The 16,983-nt window shown below is 57.4% G+C and carries 19 protein-coding genes; 10 read left to right on the top strand and 9 right to left on the bottom strand.

Annotated features, from left to right (window positions below; all coding sequences use genetic code 11):
• Entirely contained in the window at positions 1–942 is a 942-nt protein-coding gene (locus tag AACY18_RS04420) for a GPO family capsid scaffolding protein (RefSeq protein ID WP_339464378.1), read from the bottom strand.
• A 163-nt stretch (positions 943–1,105) separates the two neighbouring features.
• On the opposite strand from AACY18_RS04420, the gene AACY18_RS04415 reads away from it, so the two are divergent.
• The 3 genes from AACY18_RS04415 to AACY18_RS04405 all read left to right on the top strand — a co-directional run bounded on the left by AACY18_RS04415 (position 1,106) and on the right by AACY18_RS04405 (position 4,283).
• Positions 1,106–3,169: a terminase large subunit domain-containing protein gene (locus AACY18_RS04415; protein WP_339464377.1), complete on the top strand. Its 2,064-nt coding sequence runs from the start codon at positions 1,106–1,108 to the stop codon at positions 3,167–3,169.
• Complete coding sequence (locus AACY18_RS04410) at positions 3,081–3,950, top strand: phage portal protein (protein WP_339464375.1); 870 nt, start codon at positions 3,081–3,083, stop codon at positions 3,948–3,950. The genes AACY18_RS04415 and AACY18_RS04410 overlap by 89 nt, the downstream gene beginning before the upstream one ends.
• Positions 3,951–4,022: 72 nt before the next feature.
• Entirely contained in the window at positions 4,023–4,283 is a 261-nt protein-coding gene (locus AACY18_RS04405) for an ogr/Delta-like zinc finger family protein (protein ID WP_201234307.1), read from the top strand.
• Between the two features lie 701 nt (positions 4,284–4,984).
• Here AACY18_RS04405 and AACY18_RS04400 read toward each other — a convergent pair.
• From AACY18_RS04400 to AACY18_RS04390, 3 genes are all read right to left on the bottom strand, one after another.
• Positions 4,985–5,716, bottom strand: a complete 732-nt coding sequence (locus AACY18_RS04400) for a hypothetical protein (protein WP_445261948.1) — start codon at positions 5,714–5,716, stop codon at positions 4,985–4,987.
• Between the two features lie 200 nt (positions 5,717–5,916).
• Entirely contained in the window at positions 5,917–6,540 is a 624-nt protein-coding gene (locus AACY18_RS04395; protein WP_339464370.1) for a hypothetical protein, read from the bottom strand.
• Entirely contained in the window at positions 6,537–6,788 is a 252-nt protein-coding gene (locus AACY18_RS04390) for a Cro/CI family transcriptional regulator (protein WP_339464429.1), read from the bottom strand. The genes AACY18_RS04395 and AACY18_RS04390 overlap by 4 nt, the downstream gene beginning before the upstream one ends.
• A 116-nt stretch (positions 6,789–6,904) precedes the next feature.
• Between AACY18_RS04390 and AACY18_RS04385 the strand changes: the two genes are divergently transcribed.
• Entirely contained in the window at positions 6,905–7,624 is a 720-nt protein-coding gene (locus AACY18_RS04385) for a S24 family peptidase (protein ID WP_134101691.1), read from the top strand.
• A gap of 53 nt (positions 7,625–7,677) precedes the next feature.
• Here AACY18_RS04385 and AACY18_RS04380 read toward each other — a convergent pair whose 3' ends face one another.
• The 4 genes from AACY18_RS04380 to AACY18_RS04370 form a co-directional block, all read right to left on the bottom strand.
• The gene (locus AACY18_RS04380) at positions 7,678–7,971 is read right to left on the bottom strand and encodes a hypothetical protein (protein ID WP_339464368.1); all 294 of its coding nucleotides are present in this window, start codon (positions 7,969–7,971) and stop codon (positions 7,678–7,680) included.
• Positions 7,968–8,474 carry a hypothetical protein gene (locus tag AACY18_RS04375; RefSeq protein ID WP_339464367.1) on the bottom strand — a complete coding sequence of 169 codons (507 nt, stop codon included), beginning with the start codon at positions 8,472–8,474 and terminating at the stop codon, positions 7,968–7,970. The genes AACY18_RS04380 and AACY18_RS04375 overlap by 4 nt, the downstream gene beginning before the upstream one ends.
• A gap of 131 nt (positions 8,475–8,605) precedes the next feature.
• On the bottom strand, positions 8,606–8,833 hold the full coding sequence (locus tag AACY18_RS27995; RefSeq protein ID WP_445261947.1) for a DUF1654 domain-containing protein: 228 nt from the start codon (positions 8,831–8,833) through the stop codon (positions 8,606–8,608).
• Between the two features lie 94 nt (positions 8,834–8,927).
• Positions 8,928–10,547 (bottom strand): recombinase family protein, encoded by a 1,620-nt coding sequence (locus AACY18_RS04370; RefSeq protein WP_339464366.1) that lies wholly within the window; start codon positions 10,545–10,547, stop codon positions 8,928–8,930.
• A 200-nt stretch (positions 10,548–10,747) separates the two neighbouring features.
• Between AACY18_RS04370 and rimO the strand changes: the two genes are divergently transcribed.
• The 6 genes from rimO to tsaA all read left to right on the top strand — a co-directional run bounded on the left by rimO (position 10,748) and on the right by tsaA (position 15,959).
• A complete protein-coding gene (rimO, locus tag AACY18_RS04365) occupies positions 10,748–12,070 on the top strand; it encodes a 30S ribosomal protein S12 methylthiotransferase RimO (RefSeq protein ID WP_339464365.1) in 1,323 nt (440 codons plus the stop codon).
• Positions 12,071–12,288: 218 nt separating this feature from the next.
• Entirely contained in the window at positions 12,289–12,762 is a 474-nt protein-coding gene (locus tag AACY18_RS04360; RefSeq protein WP_339430607.1) for a GNAT family N-acetyltransferase, read from the top strand.
• A gap of 191 nt (positions 12,763–12,953) precedes the next feature.
• Positions 12,954–13,664 carry an rRNA pseudouridine synthase gene (locus AACY18_RS04355; RefSeq protein WP_339430606.1) on the top strand — a complete coding sequence of 237 codons (711 nt, stop codon included), beginning with the start codon at positions 12,954–12,956 and terminating at the stop codon, positions 13,662–13,664.
• Positions 13,665–13,736: 72 nt separating this feature from the next.
• Positions 13,737–14,204, top strand: coding sequence for a YehS family protein (locus tag AACY18_RS04350; protein ID WP_339430605.1), 468 nt, complete (start codon positions 13,737–13,739; stop codon positions 14,202–14,204).
• Positions 14,205–14,334: 130 nt separating this feature from the next.
• Positions 14,335–15,105, top strand: a complete 771-nt coding sequence (locus tag AACY18_RS04345; RefSeq protein WP_339430604.1) for an SDR family oxidoreductase — start codon at positions 14,335–14,337, stop codon at positions 15,103–15,105.
• 155 nt (positions 15,106–15,260) lie between these two features.
• Positions 15,261–15,959 (top strand): tRNA (N6-threonylcarbamoyladenosine(37)-N6)-methyltransferase TrmO, encoded by a 699-nt coding sequence (tsaA, locus tag AACY18_RS04340; RefSeq protein WP_339464364.1) that lies wholly within the window; start codon positions 15,261–15,263, stop codon positions 15,957–15,959.
• Positions 15,960–16,131: 172 nt separating this feature from the next.
• Here tsaA and fpr read toward each other — a convergent pair whose 3' ends face one another.
• On the bottom strand, positions 16,132–16,911 hold the full coding sequence (gene fpr / locus AACY18_RS04335) for a ferredoxin-NADP reductase (RefSeq protein ID WP_339430602.1): 780 nt from the start codon (positions 16,909–16,911) through the stop codon (positions 16,132–16,134).
• Positions 16,912–16,983: the final 72 nt, after the last annotated feature.

Below are 16,983 nucleotides of genomic sequence, written 5' to 3'. Positions count from 1 at the left end.
TCAGAGTACCCGCGCTTTGGTTTTGTCGGCTGCGCCGGTGGAACGCGGCAACTGACGGCCGGTGCTGGTGTTCTGCAGCGTCGTGAACTGCTTTTGCAGACTGGTCAGCGCAGCCAGCACCGCTTTATTACCGCCGCCGCTACGCTTGAATTCACGCTCTTCTTCAGCCGTCGTGACGATATCGTCAACTGCAGCGCTTACGTCATCGATCGGGGCTTGATCAGGTTCCGGTGCGTCTTCGGCAGCAGGCTCGATCACGGCCTGAATGCCGGCAGCGACGACCAGCAGCTGGGCCAGCAGGGCTTTCAAAGCCGTTGCGGTAGCTTCATCCATTGGGGGTTTGCTCTCGGTTGGGGTTTGCGGAGTGGTTTCGGTGGTTGTGTCATCAATGCCGAAACGCTTGAACAAGCGGGTAAACATGGCGGCGAGGCGCCCGATCTCGCCCTGCGGCTCAGTCTCAGTCATGGTCTTGGTCACGGGCAGCGGGCCAAGTTCCAACGACGCGGCGTAGTAAGCGGCCCGGCTGGTTCGGTTGGAGAAGTAGAGTTCCTGAGTGCCTAGGCTGGCCGGCTCATCGGTTACGGCCAAGCCGGTCAAATAGGCCTTGCCGGTGCCGGCAAAATTCGGGGTAATCTCAATGCTGGTGAACAACTTCTGGCCCTGATCATTCAGGTACAGCAGTCGATCATTTGGCTTGAGCTGAGCTTCAAGGGCGATTTGCCCCGGCTCCAGATCGTCGCCCTCTTCCACCAGGCGGACCGCATAAACGGTGCCGTGGGAACCACTCCAGCGTTCGTGTTCACACCAGATCACCGCCGTATATTTGGACGGTTTGTAGGTCTCGGCGATATCGCGCAGTTCCTGGGGAAGGATCTCGCGACCATCGGCGGTGGTGCCGCTGGTGGCGACACGTTTCCAGAACGAAACAAGGGAACGGGGCATGGGCGATAACTGCGCTCAATCGGTGGTTTGAGCCGCCAAGATATGGAGCAAAACGCCCCCTAACAAACGGTTCAATTACGCATTCCTCCTATATCCACGATCTAGGTTGATTGCAGAACTTAACCCCGCGTTTTCGCCGTTTTCGCCGCATAGACTGCGGCCCATGTACTACTCGACCGAAGTTAAAGAAGCCGCCAAACGCCTGTTTCTGCGCCGCTGTAAGGCCAAGGAAATTCAGGTGCAACTCAACCTGCCCAACATCCGGATCGTCTACTACTGGATCCGCCAGGGTGGTTGGGAGGACATGCTGTCGGACGAGGAACCGCTGACCGCTGTTGGCCGGCGTATCACCTTGCTCTTGGACAAGGTCGGCAGCCTTTCCAAGGACGATCTAAACGAACTCGACCGGCTGACCGCCGTGCGCGAACGACTGCTAAAGCAAGCGGCCAAACCGGCGCCTACGGCGGCATCGATCGGAGACGATCCGGGCGATTCCTCGGAACCTCGTCAGCGACCGCGTGGCGAACGTTCCGGCCGTGGCGAAGGCGGCGGCAAGAAGAAAGAGAAGAAGGCCAAGAACGACATCAGCGGTCTCACCGAAGTCGACTTCCTGGATAAGTTCATCAGCAAAATGTACCGCTACCAGCAGGAGCTGTTCGCGGCCAAGCAGAACCCGCTGACTTGCCGGATCCGCAACATCCTTAAAAGTCGTCAGGTCGGCCTGACCTACTACTTCGCCGGCGAAGCGTTCATGGATGCGGTTTTGAGTGGCGACAACCAGGTCTTTCTGTCGGCCAGCCGATCGCAGTCCGAGATCTTCCGCAGCTACATCATCCAATTCGCCAAGCAATGGTTCGACATCGAGCTGACCGGTAACCCAATCGTGCTCAGCAACGGCGCCGAACTGCGTTTCCTATCGACAAACAGCAGCACGGCCCAGGGCTACCACGGGCACGTCTACGTCGATGAATACTTCTGGATCCGCGACTTCGAAAAACTGAGCACCGTGGCCAGCGCCATGGGCACCCACAAGAAGTGGCGCAAGACCTATTTCTCGACGCCCAGCGCGGTGTCGCACCAGGCCTACCCGTTCTGGACTGGTGAAGAGTTTCGCAACAGCAAACGCGGAAAAAAAGCCGGCGGCACTTGGCCGATCGAGGCGTCCTATACCCAAGGTGCTCTGTGTCCGGACGGCCAATGGCGCAAGACGATCACCATTCAGGATGCGATCGACGGCGGCTGCGATCTGTTCGACCTCGAGCAACTGCAACTGGAGTACGACGAGGACAAGTTTCAGCAGCTCTTCTACTGCAAGTTCATCGACAGCACACAGAGCGCGTTCGGCCTCAAGGATCTGGAGCGCTGCTATTCCGATCTTTCGTTGTGGGAGGACTACAAGCCCGACGAGGAACGACCATTCGGCAACAGTCCGGTCTGGCTGGGGTACGACCCGAGCCGGACTCGCGACGACGCGACGTGCGTGGTCATAGCCCCGCCGCTCGAGCCGGGCGCGAAGTTCCGGATCCTGGAGAAGCACAGCTGGCGTGGTCATTCGTTCACCTACCAGGCTGCTCAGGTCAAAAAGCTGACCGAGCGTTTCAACGTTCAGCACATCGGCATCGATGTCACCGGCGTGGGTTACGGCGTGTTCGATCTGGTGCGCGACTTCTACGCAAAAGCGACGCCGATTCATTACAGCCTTGAGGCGAAGAACGCACTGGTGCTCAAAGCCCAGGACACGATCCAAGGCAGCCGCATCGAGTGGGATGCCGGATGGACCGACATCGCCCAGGCGTTCCTGACTATCAAGCGCGGCACCACCAATAGCGGCCAGGTCACGTACAGCGCTTCGCGCACCGATGCAACCGGCCACGCCGATATCGCGTGGGCGGTCATGCATGCCCTGGCCAACGAACCTTTGAACACCAACAAGCGGCGTCGTAGCCGCTACGTCACGAGTGGAAACGATGCCCAAGCTTCGACGCAAAAAACGCCTGGTCAAACATCAGGTGCAACAGCAACAGCAACAGCCCATGCGGGCGTTTACGTTCGGCGAACCCGAGCAGGTGCTATCGGGCAACATCGGCGAGTACGTGGGGGTGTTTCCCAGCGACGACGGCGAAATTTACAAGCCACCGGTGTCGCGTACCGGTCTGGCCAAACTGCTACGCGCCAATGCACATCACGGCGCCATTCCGAAGTTCAAGCGCAACCTGTTGCTGCGTGAGTTCATTCCTTCGGCGGGCTGCAGTGCCCGGACAATGGGCTGCGCGGGTCTGGACTACATGGTGTTCGGCGATGCGTTTTTTTATCGCGACATCAACGTCTTCGGTCAGGTGCTGGAGCTGCAGCATCTACCGGCGATAAATATGCGAGTGAAGGTGGACGGTGGGTTCCGGATGCTGCTACCGGACAACAAGTTCATGGACTTCGACCAGGACGAGATCGAACACGTCATGGACTACGACGTTGAACAGACTATTTACGGTATTCCGGATTACTTGGGCGGACTACAGGCGCTGCTGCTCAACGAAGCCGCAACCCTGTTTCGCCGGCGCTACTACAGCAACGGCGCCCACGCTGGTTACATCTTCTACACCAACGATCCGGACCTGACCGAAGAAGACGAGGAGAACCTGCGCGCACAGATCAGTTCCAGCAAGGGCGTGGGCAACTTCCGCTCGATGTTCGTCAACATTCCTAACGGCAAAGAAAACGCGATCCAGATCATTCCCGTGGGGGATTTCCAGGCCAAAGACGAGCTTGAGAAGGTGAAGAACATCACCCGAAACGACGTGATCGCCGCCTGGCGAATGAACCCGGCACTGGCCGGCATCATTCCGGAAAACAGCGGGGGATTTGGCGACATCGAAAAAATTGACCGGGTTTACACCAACAATGAGATCAGGCCGATCTGCCAACTATTCGACCAGGTAAATGACACGCTAGTGCCGGGCAGGCGAATTAGCTGGAGAACCCTGGCAGAAGACGATAAAACCACTGAATAAATAGACAGTATTTGGTGATTATCACTAAAAGTGACGGCATAATAATGGCTTCGAAACCCTGGGGAGGGAACCATGCGAATTTACTGCACAGCTTGCGACCACAAAGGGCGCATCGGCTCACGGGAGGAAATTACCCGGGGCTACGTGAAGCTCTACTGCCAGTGCCTGGATGCAAAGTGCGGGCACACTTGGGTGTCCGAACTAACGTTCAAGCATTCCTTGAGGCCGCCAGCACAACACGTCGACACTCTCCTTCTGGAGAGAATCAGAAGTTTGCCGGCGGAGCAGCAGCAAGAACTATTGCTGCAGGTCAGCGCTTCGCAACCTCGCTAACTTTACAACCAAGGTCGCAACCTCCCCAATTCACTGAAGCCCTTCCTTTCCCAAGCTCCCCTTGTGTGAGTCTGCACGTCGATCTCGAATCTTGCTTCGGGATGCCTGCCCCGCAGGCATATAAGCCGCCAACCCGATCTCCGCTGAAATTCACAATCTTAGAGCGGCGGTACCCGCGAAGCGGCCGGTCACTCGACAAATTCGCACCCAAAAATTTCAGCCGCACTGCCGTCTTTTGCCCGCGAGCGCTATCAGCGAAACTCCAACTCCCCTCGGCGCGCCCAATTACCGCTTTGTGTTCCCTGGTTTTCCAGCGCGGAGCGCAGGCTATTGGTTTGGGTGCAGGGCACTGCCCTGCCGCTCGGCGGGCGCGTAGCCCGCGACCCTCATAAAAAGCTGAGCGCAGCGAACTGAGCCCTTGGGCGAAGGCATCATCTTGTACTCAACACACCGAACCTGTGGACACCTCGAAAGTCTCTTTTTTATACCCTTTGGGGTTGCTGAGTGGGGTTTAAAATTCCATTTAATTCAAAGGCATCTTGGATGCGCGTGCTGCGCCCGGCCGAGCGCACGAAACGTCGGTAAAAAATGGGGGCGCAGGCACCCACAAGCCAGCATGACGATGCATGGCGGCAGTGTTAGCGGGAACGTTGGGAGTTTTTTCGACCGCCAGGCGTAGCCTGGCCTCGCAGGGGATGCGATTACTTCGAGGGGGAGTCTTTCTTGATTTGGACGTTGCGCAGTAGACGCGCCATGGATTCGTCCAGTCCGCCTGAGCTCCTGTCGAGCTCCAGGGGTGGTGTTGCACCGTTGGGTGATCCACGAGCTGAGATCAGTATTTCTGCCTGCCTACTAAGCTGAGCAGACTTACGCGCTTCACTCTTTTCCCAGTTGCTACGCGACTGCTGCCTGCGGAACGCCTCTAAGGAAGCCTTCTCCTGACGCGCAGCACGAAGACCGCTGACCTCGCGAAGCTCTCTCTCACGACGTTTGATAGCAGCTTTCTTAGCTCGGTACCAAAGATAACGCACCCCTAGGTCTGCAAAGAACTTCTCTGTGAAGCGCACCAGGACGCGTGTCCGCACGAGATTAAGTCCTGCCTCGTCTTTCTCCTCCAACTGCACTTTTTCAATGCGCCGGTAAACATACCCGGCCAGCTCCAAACTGTGCATAAGGCGATTGAGAGAAGCAGCAGACATTCCGCTATCTTCAGCGACACCGCACTGGGTGTTGAGAAAGAACTGCCCCCGCTCAATATCAAGCCAACCCAGTACGCCAGTGGCCAAATCTAAGCGCAGCAGCATCTGCTCAGATGCTTTAGCTAACGCGTCGAATTTCTCGGAACGGGTGCGGCGTCCTCCATGGATGGTGTCCAGATCGCGCAGGTACTGTCCACGTAGTTCACCAATCTGGCTCAGTCGAGAAAACGCCATCCGCAGCAAAGGGTTTTTGAGTTGTTGGGTAGTCAGACGACGCGGAGCTGTGTAACGAGGTGCTCGAATTGGTGCACGGAGGGCTGCGTGAGGATCTTTCTTGTCGCGATGGACGACAGCAGGTCGGCCCTTGTTGAGGCTACCCTTGCGGCTGCTTGCCGATCGCGTGCGGATGTCCATGTCCCGGGAAGTCAAAGAGGCTATTTCACTTGGGACAGGTGGGGCTTTTGAGGTTGCTCGAGCAGAACAATCTCGGCACGAGAGCGCAGCTCGCTGCAACGTGCCTCTACCGAACGAAGTCGATCGACAAATTCAGGCAGCTTTTCCAAGTCATCAATGTCGATTCGACCGTCAGCCAGGATCTCGCTACCCAGAGCAACCGTATTGCCAAGTCGAGCCACTAGCTGGCCGAACGCCCCCACAGGGTTGCCGTCGCCTTCCAGCTCGCGTGCCCCAGTCAGCCCATGACGATGGGCAAGCTCATTAATGCAGCAGTCTTTGAAGTCGTCCTCCAAAGCGCCTACCCATGACTCCTCGATCCAGCTCGGCAGGTCAACCTCACCACTGAGCCAACGGCCTACACGGCGCAGCCAGGCGCCCGATGCTCTCAGGAAGGACGCGCTGTCGTTGCTCTGGGCAAGTATTTCAAAGTCGGGCACGTCTTTACTGACCGCCTTGGCGGGGATCTGGCGATGAAGGTTGCAGCTCAGCGCCTGGGCGAAGTCGTCTTGGCTCAAACCGGTGCGGGCAATCATCTCAGCGGCATGAGCAACAAGTACTTGATCACGGGAAATGGACAGCTGTCCGTGTGTGGACGTGGTCAAGGCTGTTCACCGAATTTAGGCTGCCCCAACGTTTTCTCGTGGCTGGACTTAGAGCCATCGGGTGACGCCGAGTGTTCCTGGCAAGGAAACGGGCGGGTCTCCTGGGCTGCACAGGCACCATCGTCACTGATGGTTACGGTGATGTTTCGATGAGTTCTTAGTGCTTTCGCGATCGACGCCGGTTTCACACCGAGGGCACGCGCTACAGGCGCCTGCCCCATCCGTTGCACTAAATCACTAAGGGACATCTCTTCCATGTCATACACCTAAGATTGATGAATGACTGAAAGATTAACCGCTAACATATTTATTATCAATGCCTACGGCTAATCTTTTGAGTTAGCCAGCGGCTTATACTTCGACAATGACTAAGAAAAAGCCCATCGCCCCTGCCCTATTCGCGGAATGCCAAGCAGCCCACGAGCTCTATCTTTCGAAGAAGAACGCTCTCAAGCTGAATCAACGGAAGATTGCCGATGCCGCAGGCATAACACCGGTTTCGGTGAACCATTATTTGAAGGGTATAAATGCGCTCAATGCCCGCTTTGCTTCGGTGCTGGCGAAGCTGCTAAATGAGCCGGTCGAGAGCTTCAGTCCACGCCTTGCTGCCGAAATCGAGGGGATGGCGGCTACAAGTGGTCATTCCAACATTTCCCCAATGCTGCAACCTCACCGAGAGGCCCGGGAATATCCATTGATCTCATGGGTTGCCGCCGGCGAGCAGATCGAATCTTCCGTCTGCTATCCGACCGGAATTGCAGACGATTGGCTGTCGTCTACGGAGAATGCAGGGCCACGTGGTTATTGGCTCAAGGTCAAGGGAAAGTCGATGACATCGGACACACCGCCTAGCTTCCCGGAAGGCACTCCGATATTGATTCGCCCTGAAGGCTTTGACCTCATCAGCGGCAAGTTCTACATCGCCCGCCACACCGTGAGCGGCGAAACCACCTTCAAGCAATACAATCTAGATGCTGGGGTAGGCTACTTGGTGCCACTCAATCCAGAGTACAAGGCGGTCGCTCTGGACGGTACTTGGGAAATTATCGGCCGTGCGATCGATGCGAAAATCACCGGTATGTAACGTCGTTGATAACCCACCGGTGTGCCTTAAAGCATTCCGATCAGCTTCGCAGCTCATCCTCTAACCTTGCGTGGACATAACTTGCCTGCATCGCCTTGAGCTGATCCAGGCGGGTCACTGTGCACCACGATATGACCTTGGCCAATCTTGAAGTTCTTCATTACAGCGATGCATACGTTCCACGCCTCGCGGGCAACAGCATCGCCGGCTTCGACCACATTGCCCTGGTCATCGATAATCGCTAGACGAGCAGGACGCCCGTCGGCTGTGCTGAATTGATAACCGCTGCTGACATTGGCACTGATACGGCCAAGCTCCAGCGTGCCTGTCTTGGGGAGACCGATCATGGTCTTACCCCTACTTCAATACCCACAGAGCACTTGTTCACGATCAAAGCGATCGTACTGGCGTGGAGATCACGGCGACTTTGGGCTGTGTGTATCGCGCTCCAGTTTTCTTTTGCAATTGCGGCATCGAGCTCCGCGTTTGCACTCCGATACCCCTCAATACTTTGACTGAACAGTCGTTTCGCATTTGGCTCCAGGATGGAAATGGTCAACTGCCCATCGGCGTCTGGCGTGATTCTCGGATCGCTGCAAAGAGCAAGCTCCTCAAGAAGGCGCGCAATTCGTTCGGCAACGTGATCAGTTTTTGGGATGGTCAAACTGTTTACAGTGCTACCCAGTCTGACCTGAACAGATACATCTTCTAAGCCCTGCTCAATGGCAACAATGGCCGTCGCGCAGCAGCGTCCGTCTTCTGCAAAAAAATGGTGCGAAAAGGTGCCGTTCTGAGTGACCTGGTCTGATAACTGAGAGCGCGCATCCGGCGAAAGGCAAAGGGCGTACATCGTGTAAACCTCCAAAGCGATCAGGGCACCGTAGCGCGATACCCTGAACTGATGGAGACAAATTAGCCTGAGGCTAATTTTATGTCAAACACCTGCGGCATATTTTTGGTTTTTTATTAGCCGCTGGGTAATCAAGCGGGATGATGATTGGTCCAGCTCAATTGCGCAATCCCGTCGCCTAGGTGCTTCAAGCGCACGCTTTCTTCGTTATTCAATTGCTCTAAAAGTCGATCCCAGTCATCGGAGCGCTCGCCGGATAATCGCCGTATTAACGTTCGCCGCAGGACTTGGGCGGAGGCACTGTTGACCTGTCGGTAAATACGGCATGCAAGTTGGTCGAATGGGGTGGACGGCTGCATTGGAAAAAAGCGGTTTTGCTGAAGCACAAAAGCATCCTGCTACTACTGTATATACAGACAGTATATAGGAAATGTAGCTTTGCTAATATTTAGCCTAATCCCAGTCCTCACTCGCCACCCAATCGCCTGTTTTCCGATGGATCCGAAGCAGACGGTGCTGTCCCGTACGCGAGAAAAGCTGCACATCAATGAACTGACCTTCGCGGTCGGTTGCTTCCACACCCCGCATGAAAATGACAATTCGACTGAATGTGTCCATGACCAACTGCCTGACGCTTTCTCTTGCCCCGTAATCTCCCGCTTCCACTTGGGCAGACAGATCCGCCCAGCGCTCTGCCTGGGCTGGTTGAGCAGCCCCTGCGGATATTGAGCTCACCTCATACTCCAGTGTTGAAACGCTTTGTTCAGCATCTCTAAGTTGTGATTCCAACTCCCTTGCCTTACGGACAAACGCCAGAGGGGCGGCGCCACTCTCGTCTGCTAAAAGCGCATCAGTTACCTTGCCTAACTGACCTGTGATCTTCGCAACAGCAGCCCTTGCATCCACAAGCTGACGATGGACAGCCTGGCCATCATCGCTTGGTTGCATCAGTCGCTGGAGGTTGAGCTGATCCGTGCAGAACTTGAGTAACGCTTGCTCGATTGGGACAACGCTGCAGCTTCCACCGGCGGAGCACCCGCCGTTTTTACTGTAAGAAGTGCAGTGCAACCTGCGATTGCCGTCTGCAATACTTCCATCCACACGCCTACGCTTCATTATGTTTTGCGCAACTAGCGCTGTACCGCAGTAGCCGCAGTAGGCCAATCCGACCCCGGTGATGATGCCTGGTATTTCCCCCGCTCCTCGACGACGCAACCGTTGGCCAGCAAGGTGCTGCAGATCATTCCATTCTGCATCGGACAGTACACGCGGATAATACTCCTCCAGCTCGTAATCCTCGCCCTCCAGACTCAACCGTTTGACACCCCGCAGCGCAGGCAACTTGATCGTCCGGTAAATCTGTAATCCGGATATTCCTCCCTCAGTCAGTTGAAATCCCTCTTCATGCATGATGTTTGCAGCACGGCCGGCACCGAGTCCCAAACGATAAAGCTCAAGCGCCCGCTTTACCGCCGCGACACGCTCCGGGATCAACTCCCAACCCTCATTGGTCAATCGCACCCACTGTGGGTCTTTACCGTTGCGGATCACCCCACGAAACGAACCGGATATCCACCCTTCACATTGACGACGGATTGCGGCTTTGACTCGCTTGCTCTTCGTGTCGGACTCTTCATGCGCCCTTATCATCACCAGGAGCGAATAAACCAGGTCCATAGGCTGAGCTTTCAAACCAGCCCTGTTGTACTCGCGGCCGTCGCTTGCGGTAACGACGGTGATGCCTGCGTTGATAATTTGGGCCAATTGCGCCTGAGCCTGTATAGGCTCAGCTCGACTCAAGCGGTCCAGGCCTTCCACCACCAGAACTGATCCACTGGCAATCCGACCGTCCTCGATGGCCCGAAGGAAAACGCCCAATGCTCCTTGTTTCACATGACGTTGGTGGTAGGCAGACAGTCCTTCATCTTTAAGGGTCAGCGTGGCATCCAGCGCCATGCCTCGTTCTGCGGCCCAAGACGCAGCGTAGGCAAGTTGGCGATCGGCGCTGCTCCCTACTGCTTGGCGTGGATCAGAGAACCGTAGGTAGCTGTAAACGTGACCGGTCTTTTTCATGCTGAAACACCAGCGTCCCTAACACGTCCGGAGACGTCCTCCAGTCCTTCCATAGCTTCAATAGCGGGCACTCTCTGACACTCCTTACACATGAGAACAATACTTGTTCGCGACAATTGTTTTTGCGCATTTTTTGATCAACGCTTAGAATCGCGCGCCACGAAATTCGGCCAGGGCGAACCCTGCAGGTAAGTAAGTATATGAGTAATAATCCGCGTGTAGGGTTTGTATCGCTAGGGTGCCCGAAAGCACTGGTCGACTCCGAGCGCATCCTGACCCAGCTGCGTATGGAAGGCTATGACGTAGTGTCCACCTATCAGGACGCCGACGTCGTGGTCGTCAACACCTGCGGTTTCATCGATTCGGCCAAGGCTGAGTCTTTGGAAGTGATCGGCGAGGCGATCAAGGAAAACGGCAAGGTCATCGTCACCGGCTGCATGGGCGTGGAAGAAGGCAACATCCGCGACGTACACCCAAGCGTGCTGGCCGTGACCGGCCCGCAGCAGTACGAACAAGTGGTCAATGCCGTGCACGAAGTCGTGCCGCCGCGTCAGGATCACAACCCGCTGATCGACCTGGTGCCGCCGCAAGGCATCAAGCTGACGCCGCGCCACTACGCCTATCTGAAAATTTCCGAAGGCTGCAACCACAGTTGCAGCTTCTGCATCATCCCGTCGATGCGCGGCAAACTGGTCAGCCGTCCGGTCGGTGATGTGCTGGACGAGGCTCAGCGCCTGGTCAAATCCGGCGTCAAAGAGCTGCTGGTGATCTCGCAAGACACCAGCGCCTACGGCGTCGACGTGAAATACCGCACCGGGTTCTGGAACGGCGCGCCGGTAAAAACCCGCATGACCGAGCTCTGCGAGGCCCTGAGCACCCTCGGGGTCTGGGTGCGTCTGCACTACGTTTACCCATACCCGCACGTTGACGAGCTGATCCCGTTGATGGCCGCCGGCAAGATCCTGCCGTACCTCGACATCCCGTTCCAGCACGCCAGCCCGAAAGTGCTGAAGTCGATGAAACGCCCGGCCTTCGAAGACAAGACCCTGGCACGCATCAAGAACTGGCGCGAGATCTGCCCGGACCTGATCATCCGTTCGACCTTCATCGTCGGCTTCCCTGGCGAAACCGAAGAAGACTTCCAGTACCTGCTGAACTGGCTGACCGAAGCGCAGCTCGACCGCGTCGGCTGCTTCCAGTACTCGCCGGTTGACGGCGCTCCGGCCAACGATCTGGATCTGGACGTGGTGCCTGACGACGTCAAGCAAGATCGTTGGGAGCGCTTCATGGCGCATCAGCAAGCGATCAGCTCGGCGCGCCTGCAAATGCGCATCGGCCGTGAAATCGAAGTGCTGGTGGACGAAGTCGACGAACAAGGCGCCGTCGGCCGCTGCTTCTTTGACGCCCCGGAAATCGACGGCAACGTGTTCATCGACAACGGCAGCAACCTCAAGCCGGGCGACAAGGTCTGGTGCAAAGTGACTGACGCTGACGAATACGATCTGTGGGCTGAACAGATCTAAGCACCACGCAGTACCTGTGGGCGGGCTTGCTCGCGAGTACGTCGTATCAGTCGACAAATCCGGTGACGGATACACCGCTTTTGCGAACAAGCCCGCTCCCACAGGGCAATAGTGTCGTATTGAAAAGCCCCGCTCTTTTTACGAGATGCGGGGCTTTTTTAGGTCTATCGTTTGTGGGGGGAAGGACTCCCATCACACCTGACAAGAGGCTACCGGGCATGCGTCACCATTCGGTCATCCACACACCGAAACTCAGCGACTATCAGGAACTGACCCGGGTCTGGGAGGCCTCGGTCCGCGCGACCCATGATTTTCTGCCGGACAGCTACATCGAACTGTTGCGCAATCTGGTGCTGACCCGCTACCTCGACGCGGTGATGCTGATCTGCACCAAGGATCGCGAGCAACGCATCACCGGTTTCGCCGGCGTTGCGGCAGGCAAGATCGAAATGCTGTTCATTGATCCTGACCATCGCGGCCAGGGTCTGGGCAAAAAACTGCTGAATTACGCCATGCAGCATTTGAACGCCGATGAACTCGACGTTAACGAACAGAACCCACAGGCGCTGGGGTTTTACTTCAAGCAAGGTTTTGAAGTCATCGGCCGCTCGCAAGTCGATGGCATGGGCCAGCCGTATCCTTTGCTGCATATGCGCTTGCGGCAGAACCCGCAGCGCTCGCAACACGGCTGATGCAACACAGAACAACCTGTGGGAACGGGCTTGCTCGCCAAAGCGGTGGATCAGCAGCCTTGGCGTCAACAGATACTGCGCACTCATGAGCAAGCCCGCTCCCACCCTCAATTAACCGCCTGTAAATGGAACCGGGCTTAACCGGCGCCACACAGGTACAATGCCCACCCCTTTTTTGTTACGGCCCTGTCATGACTGACCCGATTCGCCTCTCCAAACGCCTCATCGAACTGGTGGGTTGCTCCCGCCGCGAGGCCGAGCTGTTCATTGAGGGCGGCTGGGTCACCGTGGACGGCGAAGTGATCGACGAGCCGCAATTCAAGGTCGGCGACCAGAAGGTCGAACTCGACAAGGACGCCAAAGCCACCGCACCGGAGCCGGTGACCATCCTGCTCAACGTGCCGGCGGGCATGGATGCGGACAGCGCGATGCAGACACTGAGTGCTGAAACCCTCAGCCAAGAGCACCGCTTCAGCAAACGCCCGTTGCGTGGCCATTTCCTGCGCCTGACCGCCAGCACCGACCTGCAAGCCAAGGCCAGCGGCCTGCTGGTGTTCACCCAGGACTGGAAGATTCTGCGCAAGCTCACTGCCGACTCGGCCAAGATCGAGCAGGAATACATCGTTGAAGTCGAAGGTGACATGGTCGCTCACGGCCTTAACCGCTTACAGCACGGCCTCACCCACAAGGGCAAGGAACTGCCGCCGGTCAAGGCCAGTTGGCAGAACGAAAACCGCCTGCGCTTCGCCATGAAAAACCCGCAGCCGGGGATCATCGCCCAGTTCTGCGAAGCGGTTGGCCTCAAGGTTGTCGGCATCCGTCGCATCCGCATCGGCGGCGTCTCGATTGGCAAGGTTCCGGTCGGTCAATGGCGCTACTTGTCCGGCAAAGAGAAGTTCTAAAGCTTCGATTGCCGCCACACATTCCGGCATTGCGCCCGCGCGATGCCCACAACGTTTATCAGGATTACCCACATGATTCATAACGACGTTTTGCGCAGCGTGCGCTACATGCTCGACATCAGCGACAAAAAAGTCGTCGAAATCATCAAACTCGGCGGCATGGACGTGGACCTCGCTGACGTAATCACCTGGCTCGACAAGAAAGAAGAAGACGAAGAAGGTTTCGTGCGCTGCCCGGACGAAGTCATCGCGCACTTCCTCGACGGCCTGGTGATCTTCAAGCGTGGCAAGGACGAAAGCCGTCCGCCGCAGCCGATCGAAGTGCCGGTGACCAACAACATCATCCTGAAAAAGCTGCGCGTGGCCTTCGAACTGAAAGAAGACGACATGCATGCCATCCTCAAGGCTGCCGAGTTCCCGGTGTCCAAGCCCGAGCTGAGCGCGCTGTTCCGCAAGGTCGGCCACACCAACTACCGCCCGTGCGGCGACCAGTTGCTGCGCAACTTCCTCAAGGGCCTGACCCTACGCGTTCGCACCTGATCGCTCTTCAGCGGCGGCGATATCCAATCGCCGCCGCTGCGCATGACCGTTCATTCCTTGCAAAAATAGTGGCTCCGCTTTTCGCGGTTGACGACTAGGGTGTACTCATCCCTAGCCCTCAGGACTTGCCATGCACCCGTACTTTTCCCTGAAAGGCCGCACCGCTCTGGTGACCGGCGGCACCCGTGGTATCGGCAAAATGATCGCCAAGGCGTTTGTCGAGGCCGGCGCCCATGTGTACGTCTGCTCCCGGGATGCAGAAGCCTGTCATCAAACCGCCGAAGAACTCAGCGCCCTGGGCATCTGCCATGGCGTGGCGGCGAATCTGGCGATTGAACAAGGCGTCCAAGAACTGGCCGCGCGACTGGGCGAGCAGATCACCCATCTGGATATTCTGGTGAACAATGCCGGCACGACCTGGGGCGCCCCGCTGGAGAGTTACCCGGTCAAGGGCTGGGAGAAAGTCATGCAGCTCAACGTGACGTCGGTGTTCACCTGTATCCAGCAGTTTCTGCCACTGCTGCGCAAAGCGGGGTCGGCGGCCAATCCGGCGCGGATCATCAATATCGGCTCAGTGGCCGGAATGTCTTCTTTTGGTGAGCAGGCGTATGCCTATGGGCCGAGTAAAGCGGCTTTGCATCAACTGTCGCGAATTCTCGCGCGCGAACTGGTGAGCCAGCACATCAACGTCAACGTGATTGCACCAGGTCGGTTTCCGAGCAAGATGACCCAGCATATTGGCAATGATCAGCAGGCGTTGGCCGAGGATACGGCGCTGATTCCGATGAAGCGCTGGGGGCGTGAGGAAGAGATGGCGGCCTTGGCTATCAGTCTGGCGAGCACCGCCGGCGCTTATATGACGGGGAATATCATTCCGCTGGATGGTGGGTTCAACCTCTGATATCGGCGGCGCGGCCTTCGCGAGCAGGCTCGCTTGCACATTTGCAATGCGTTCTCTGTGTGGAGCTTGCTCGCGAAGAGGCCAGCCCTGCCAGCACCCGTCTTGAGGCATGCCGGGGTATCATGCCCGCCCGATCCCGCTTCTGACTCTAAACCATGACTTACAGCGTCTCCCCCATCGGCTTCGTGCGCTCCTGCTTCAAGGAGAAGTTCGCCATCCCTCGTCAGCCACAACTGGCCCCCGCCGCCCGTGGTGTGCTGGAACTGGTGGCGCCGTTCGATCAGGGTGACGCGGTGCAGGGGCTGGAGCACGTCAGCCACATCTGGTTACTGTTCCTCTTCCATCAAGCGCTGGAAGAAAAACCGCGCCTGAAGGTCCGCCCGCCTCGCCTGGGCGGCAACAAGTCGATGGGCGTGTTCGCCACCCGCGCCACCCATCGCCCGAATGGCATCGGCCAATCCGTGGTGAAACTGGACAAGGTTGAAGCTCATCGCCTGTTCATCTCCGGCATCGACTTGCTTGATGGCACGCCGATCCTCGACATCAAACCCTACGTGCCTTACGCCGACATCATCAACAGCGCCTCCAACAGCATCGCCAGCGCCGCGCCGCAACTGATCGACGTGCAGTGGACGGACAGCGCGCTGCAACAGGCGCATGCCCACGCGCGACGCCTTGCCGAGCCACTGGTCGAGTTGATCGAGCAATGCCTGGCCCAGGATCCGCGCCCGGCCTATCAAACCCCGGCGCCGGAACGCGAATACGGCGCGCAATTCTGGGATCTGGATGTGCGCTGGCATTACCCGACGCCTGCGCAGATTTGCGTCCTAGAGGTCATCCCCGCCGAAGCATAAACCCCGAAAACGAAAAAACCCGCGTGACCTTCTCAGGCACGCGGGTTTTTTACTGTCACACCACAAACCCAATGTGGGAACGGGCTTGCTCGCGAAGGTGGCGTGTCAGTCAACACAACGGCTGAATGTTCCGCCCTCTTCAGGAGCTCGCTCCCACGGGTTTTGACGGTGCTTACTTCTCGACGAACGCACGCTCGATCAGGTAGTCGCCCGGCTCGCGCATACGCGGCGACACGCTCAGGCCGAAGCTGTTGAGTACTTCGCTGGTCTCGTCGAGCATGCTTGGGCTACCGCACAACATGGCGCGGTCGTCCTGCGGGTTGATCGGTGGCAGGCCGATGTCGCTGAACAGTTTGCCGCTGCGCATCAGGTCGGTCAGACGACCTTCGTTCTCGAACGGCTCGCGAGTGACGGTCGGGTAGTAAATCAGCTTGTCACGCAGCGCTTCACCGAAGAACTCGTTCTGCGGCAGATGCTCGGTGATGAATTCGCGGTAAGCGACTTCGTTCACGTAGCGCACGCCGTGGCACAGGATGACTTTTTCGAAACGCTCGTAGGTTTCCGGATCCTGGATCACGCTCATGAACGGCGCCAGACCGGTACCGGTGCTGAGCAGGTAAAGGTGTTTGCCTGGCTTCAAATCGTCCAGCACCAGCGTGCCTGTAGGCTTTTTGCTGATGATGATCTCGTCGCCTTCCTTCAGATGCTGCAACTGGGAGGTCAGCGGGCCATCAGGCACCTTGATGCTGAAAAATTCCAGATGCTCTTCCCAGTTCGGGCTGGCGATCGAGTAAGCGCGCATAAGCGGGCGGCCGTTGGGCTGTTGCAGGCCGATCATCACGAACTGCCCGTTCTCGAAGCGCAGGCCCGGATCGCGGGTGCACTTGAAGCTGAACAGGGTATCGTTCCAGTGATGAACACTGAGGACACGCTCGTGGTTCATGTTGCTCATGTACGTTTGACTCCTGGATATTGGCTCTGCGCTTGCTCTGGGCTGAATAAATGCCGATGGTGCGCAATTGCA

The sequence above is a fragment of the Pseudomonas sp. EA_65y_Pfl2_P74 genome, from assembly GCF_963970575.1.
Lineage (GTDB): Bacteria > Pseudomonadota > Gammaproteobacteria > Pseudomonadales > Pseudomonadaceae > Aquipseudomonas > Aquipseudomonas baetica_A.
This window is presented reverse-complemented; position numbering and strand designations above follow the sequence as displayed.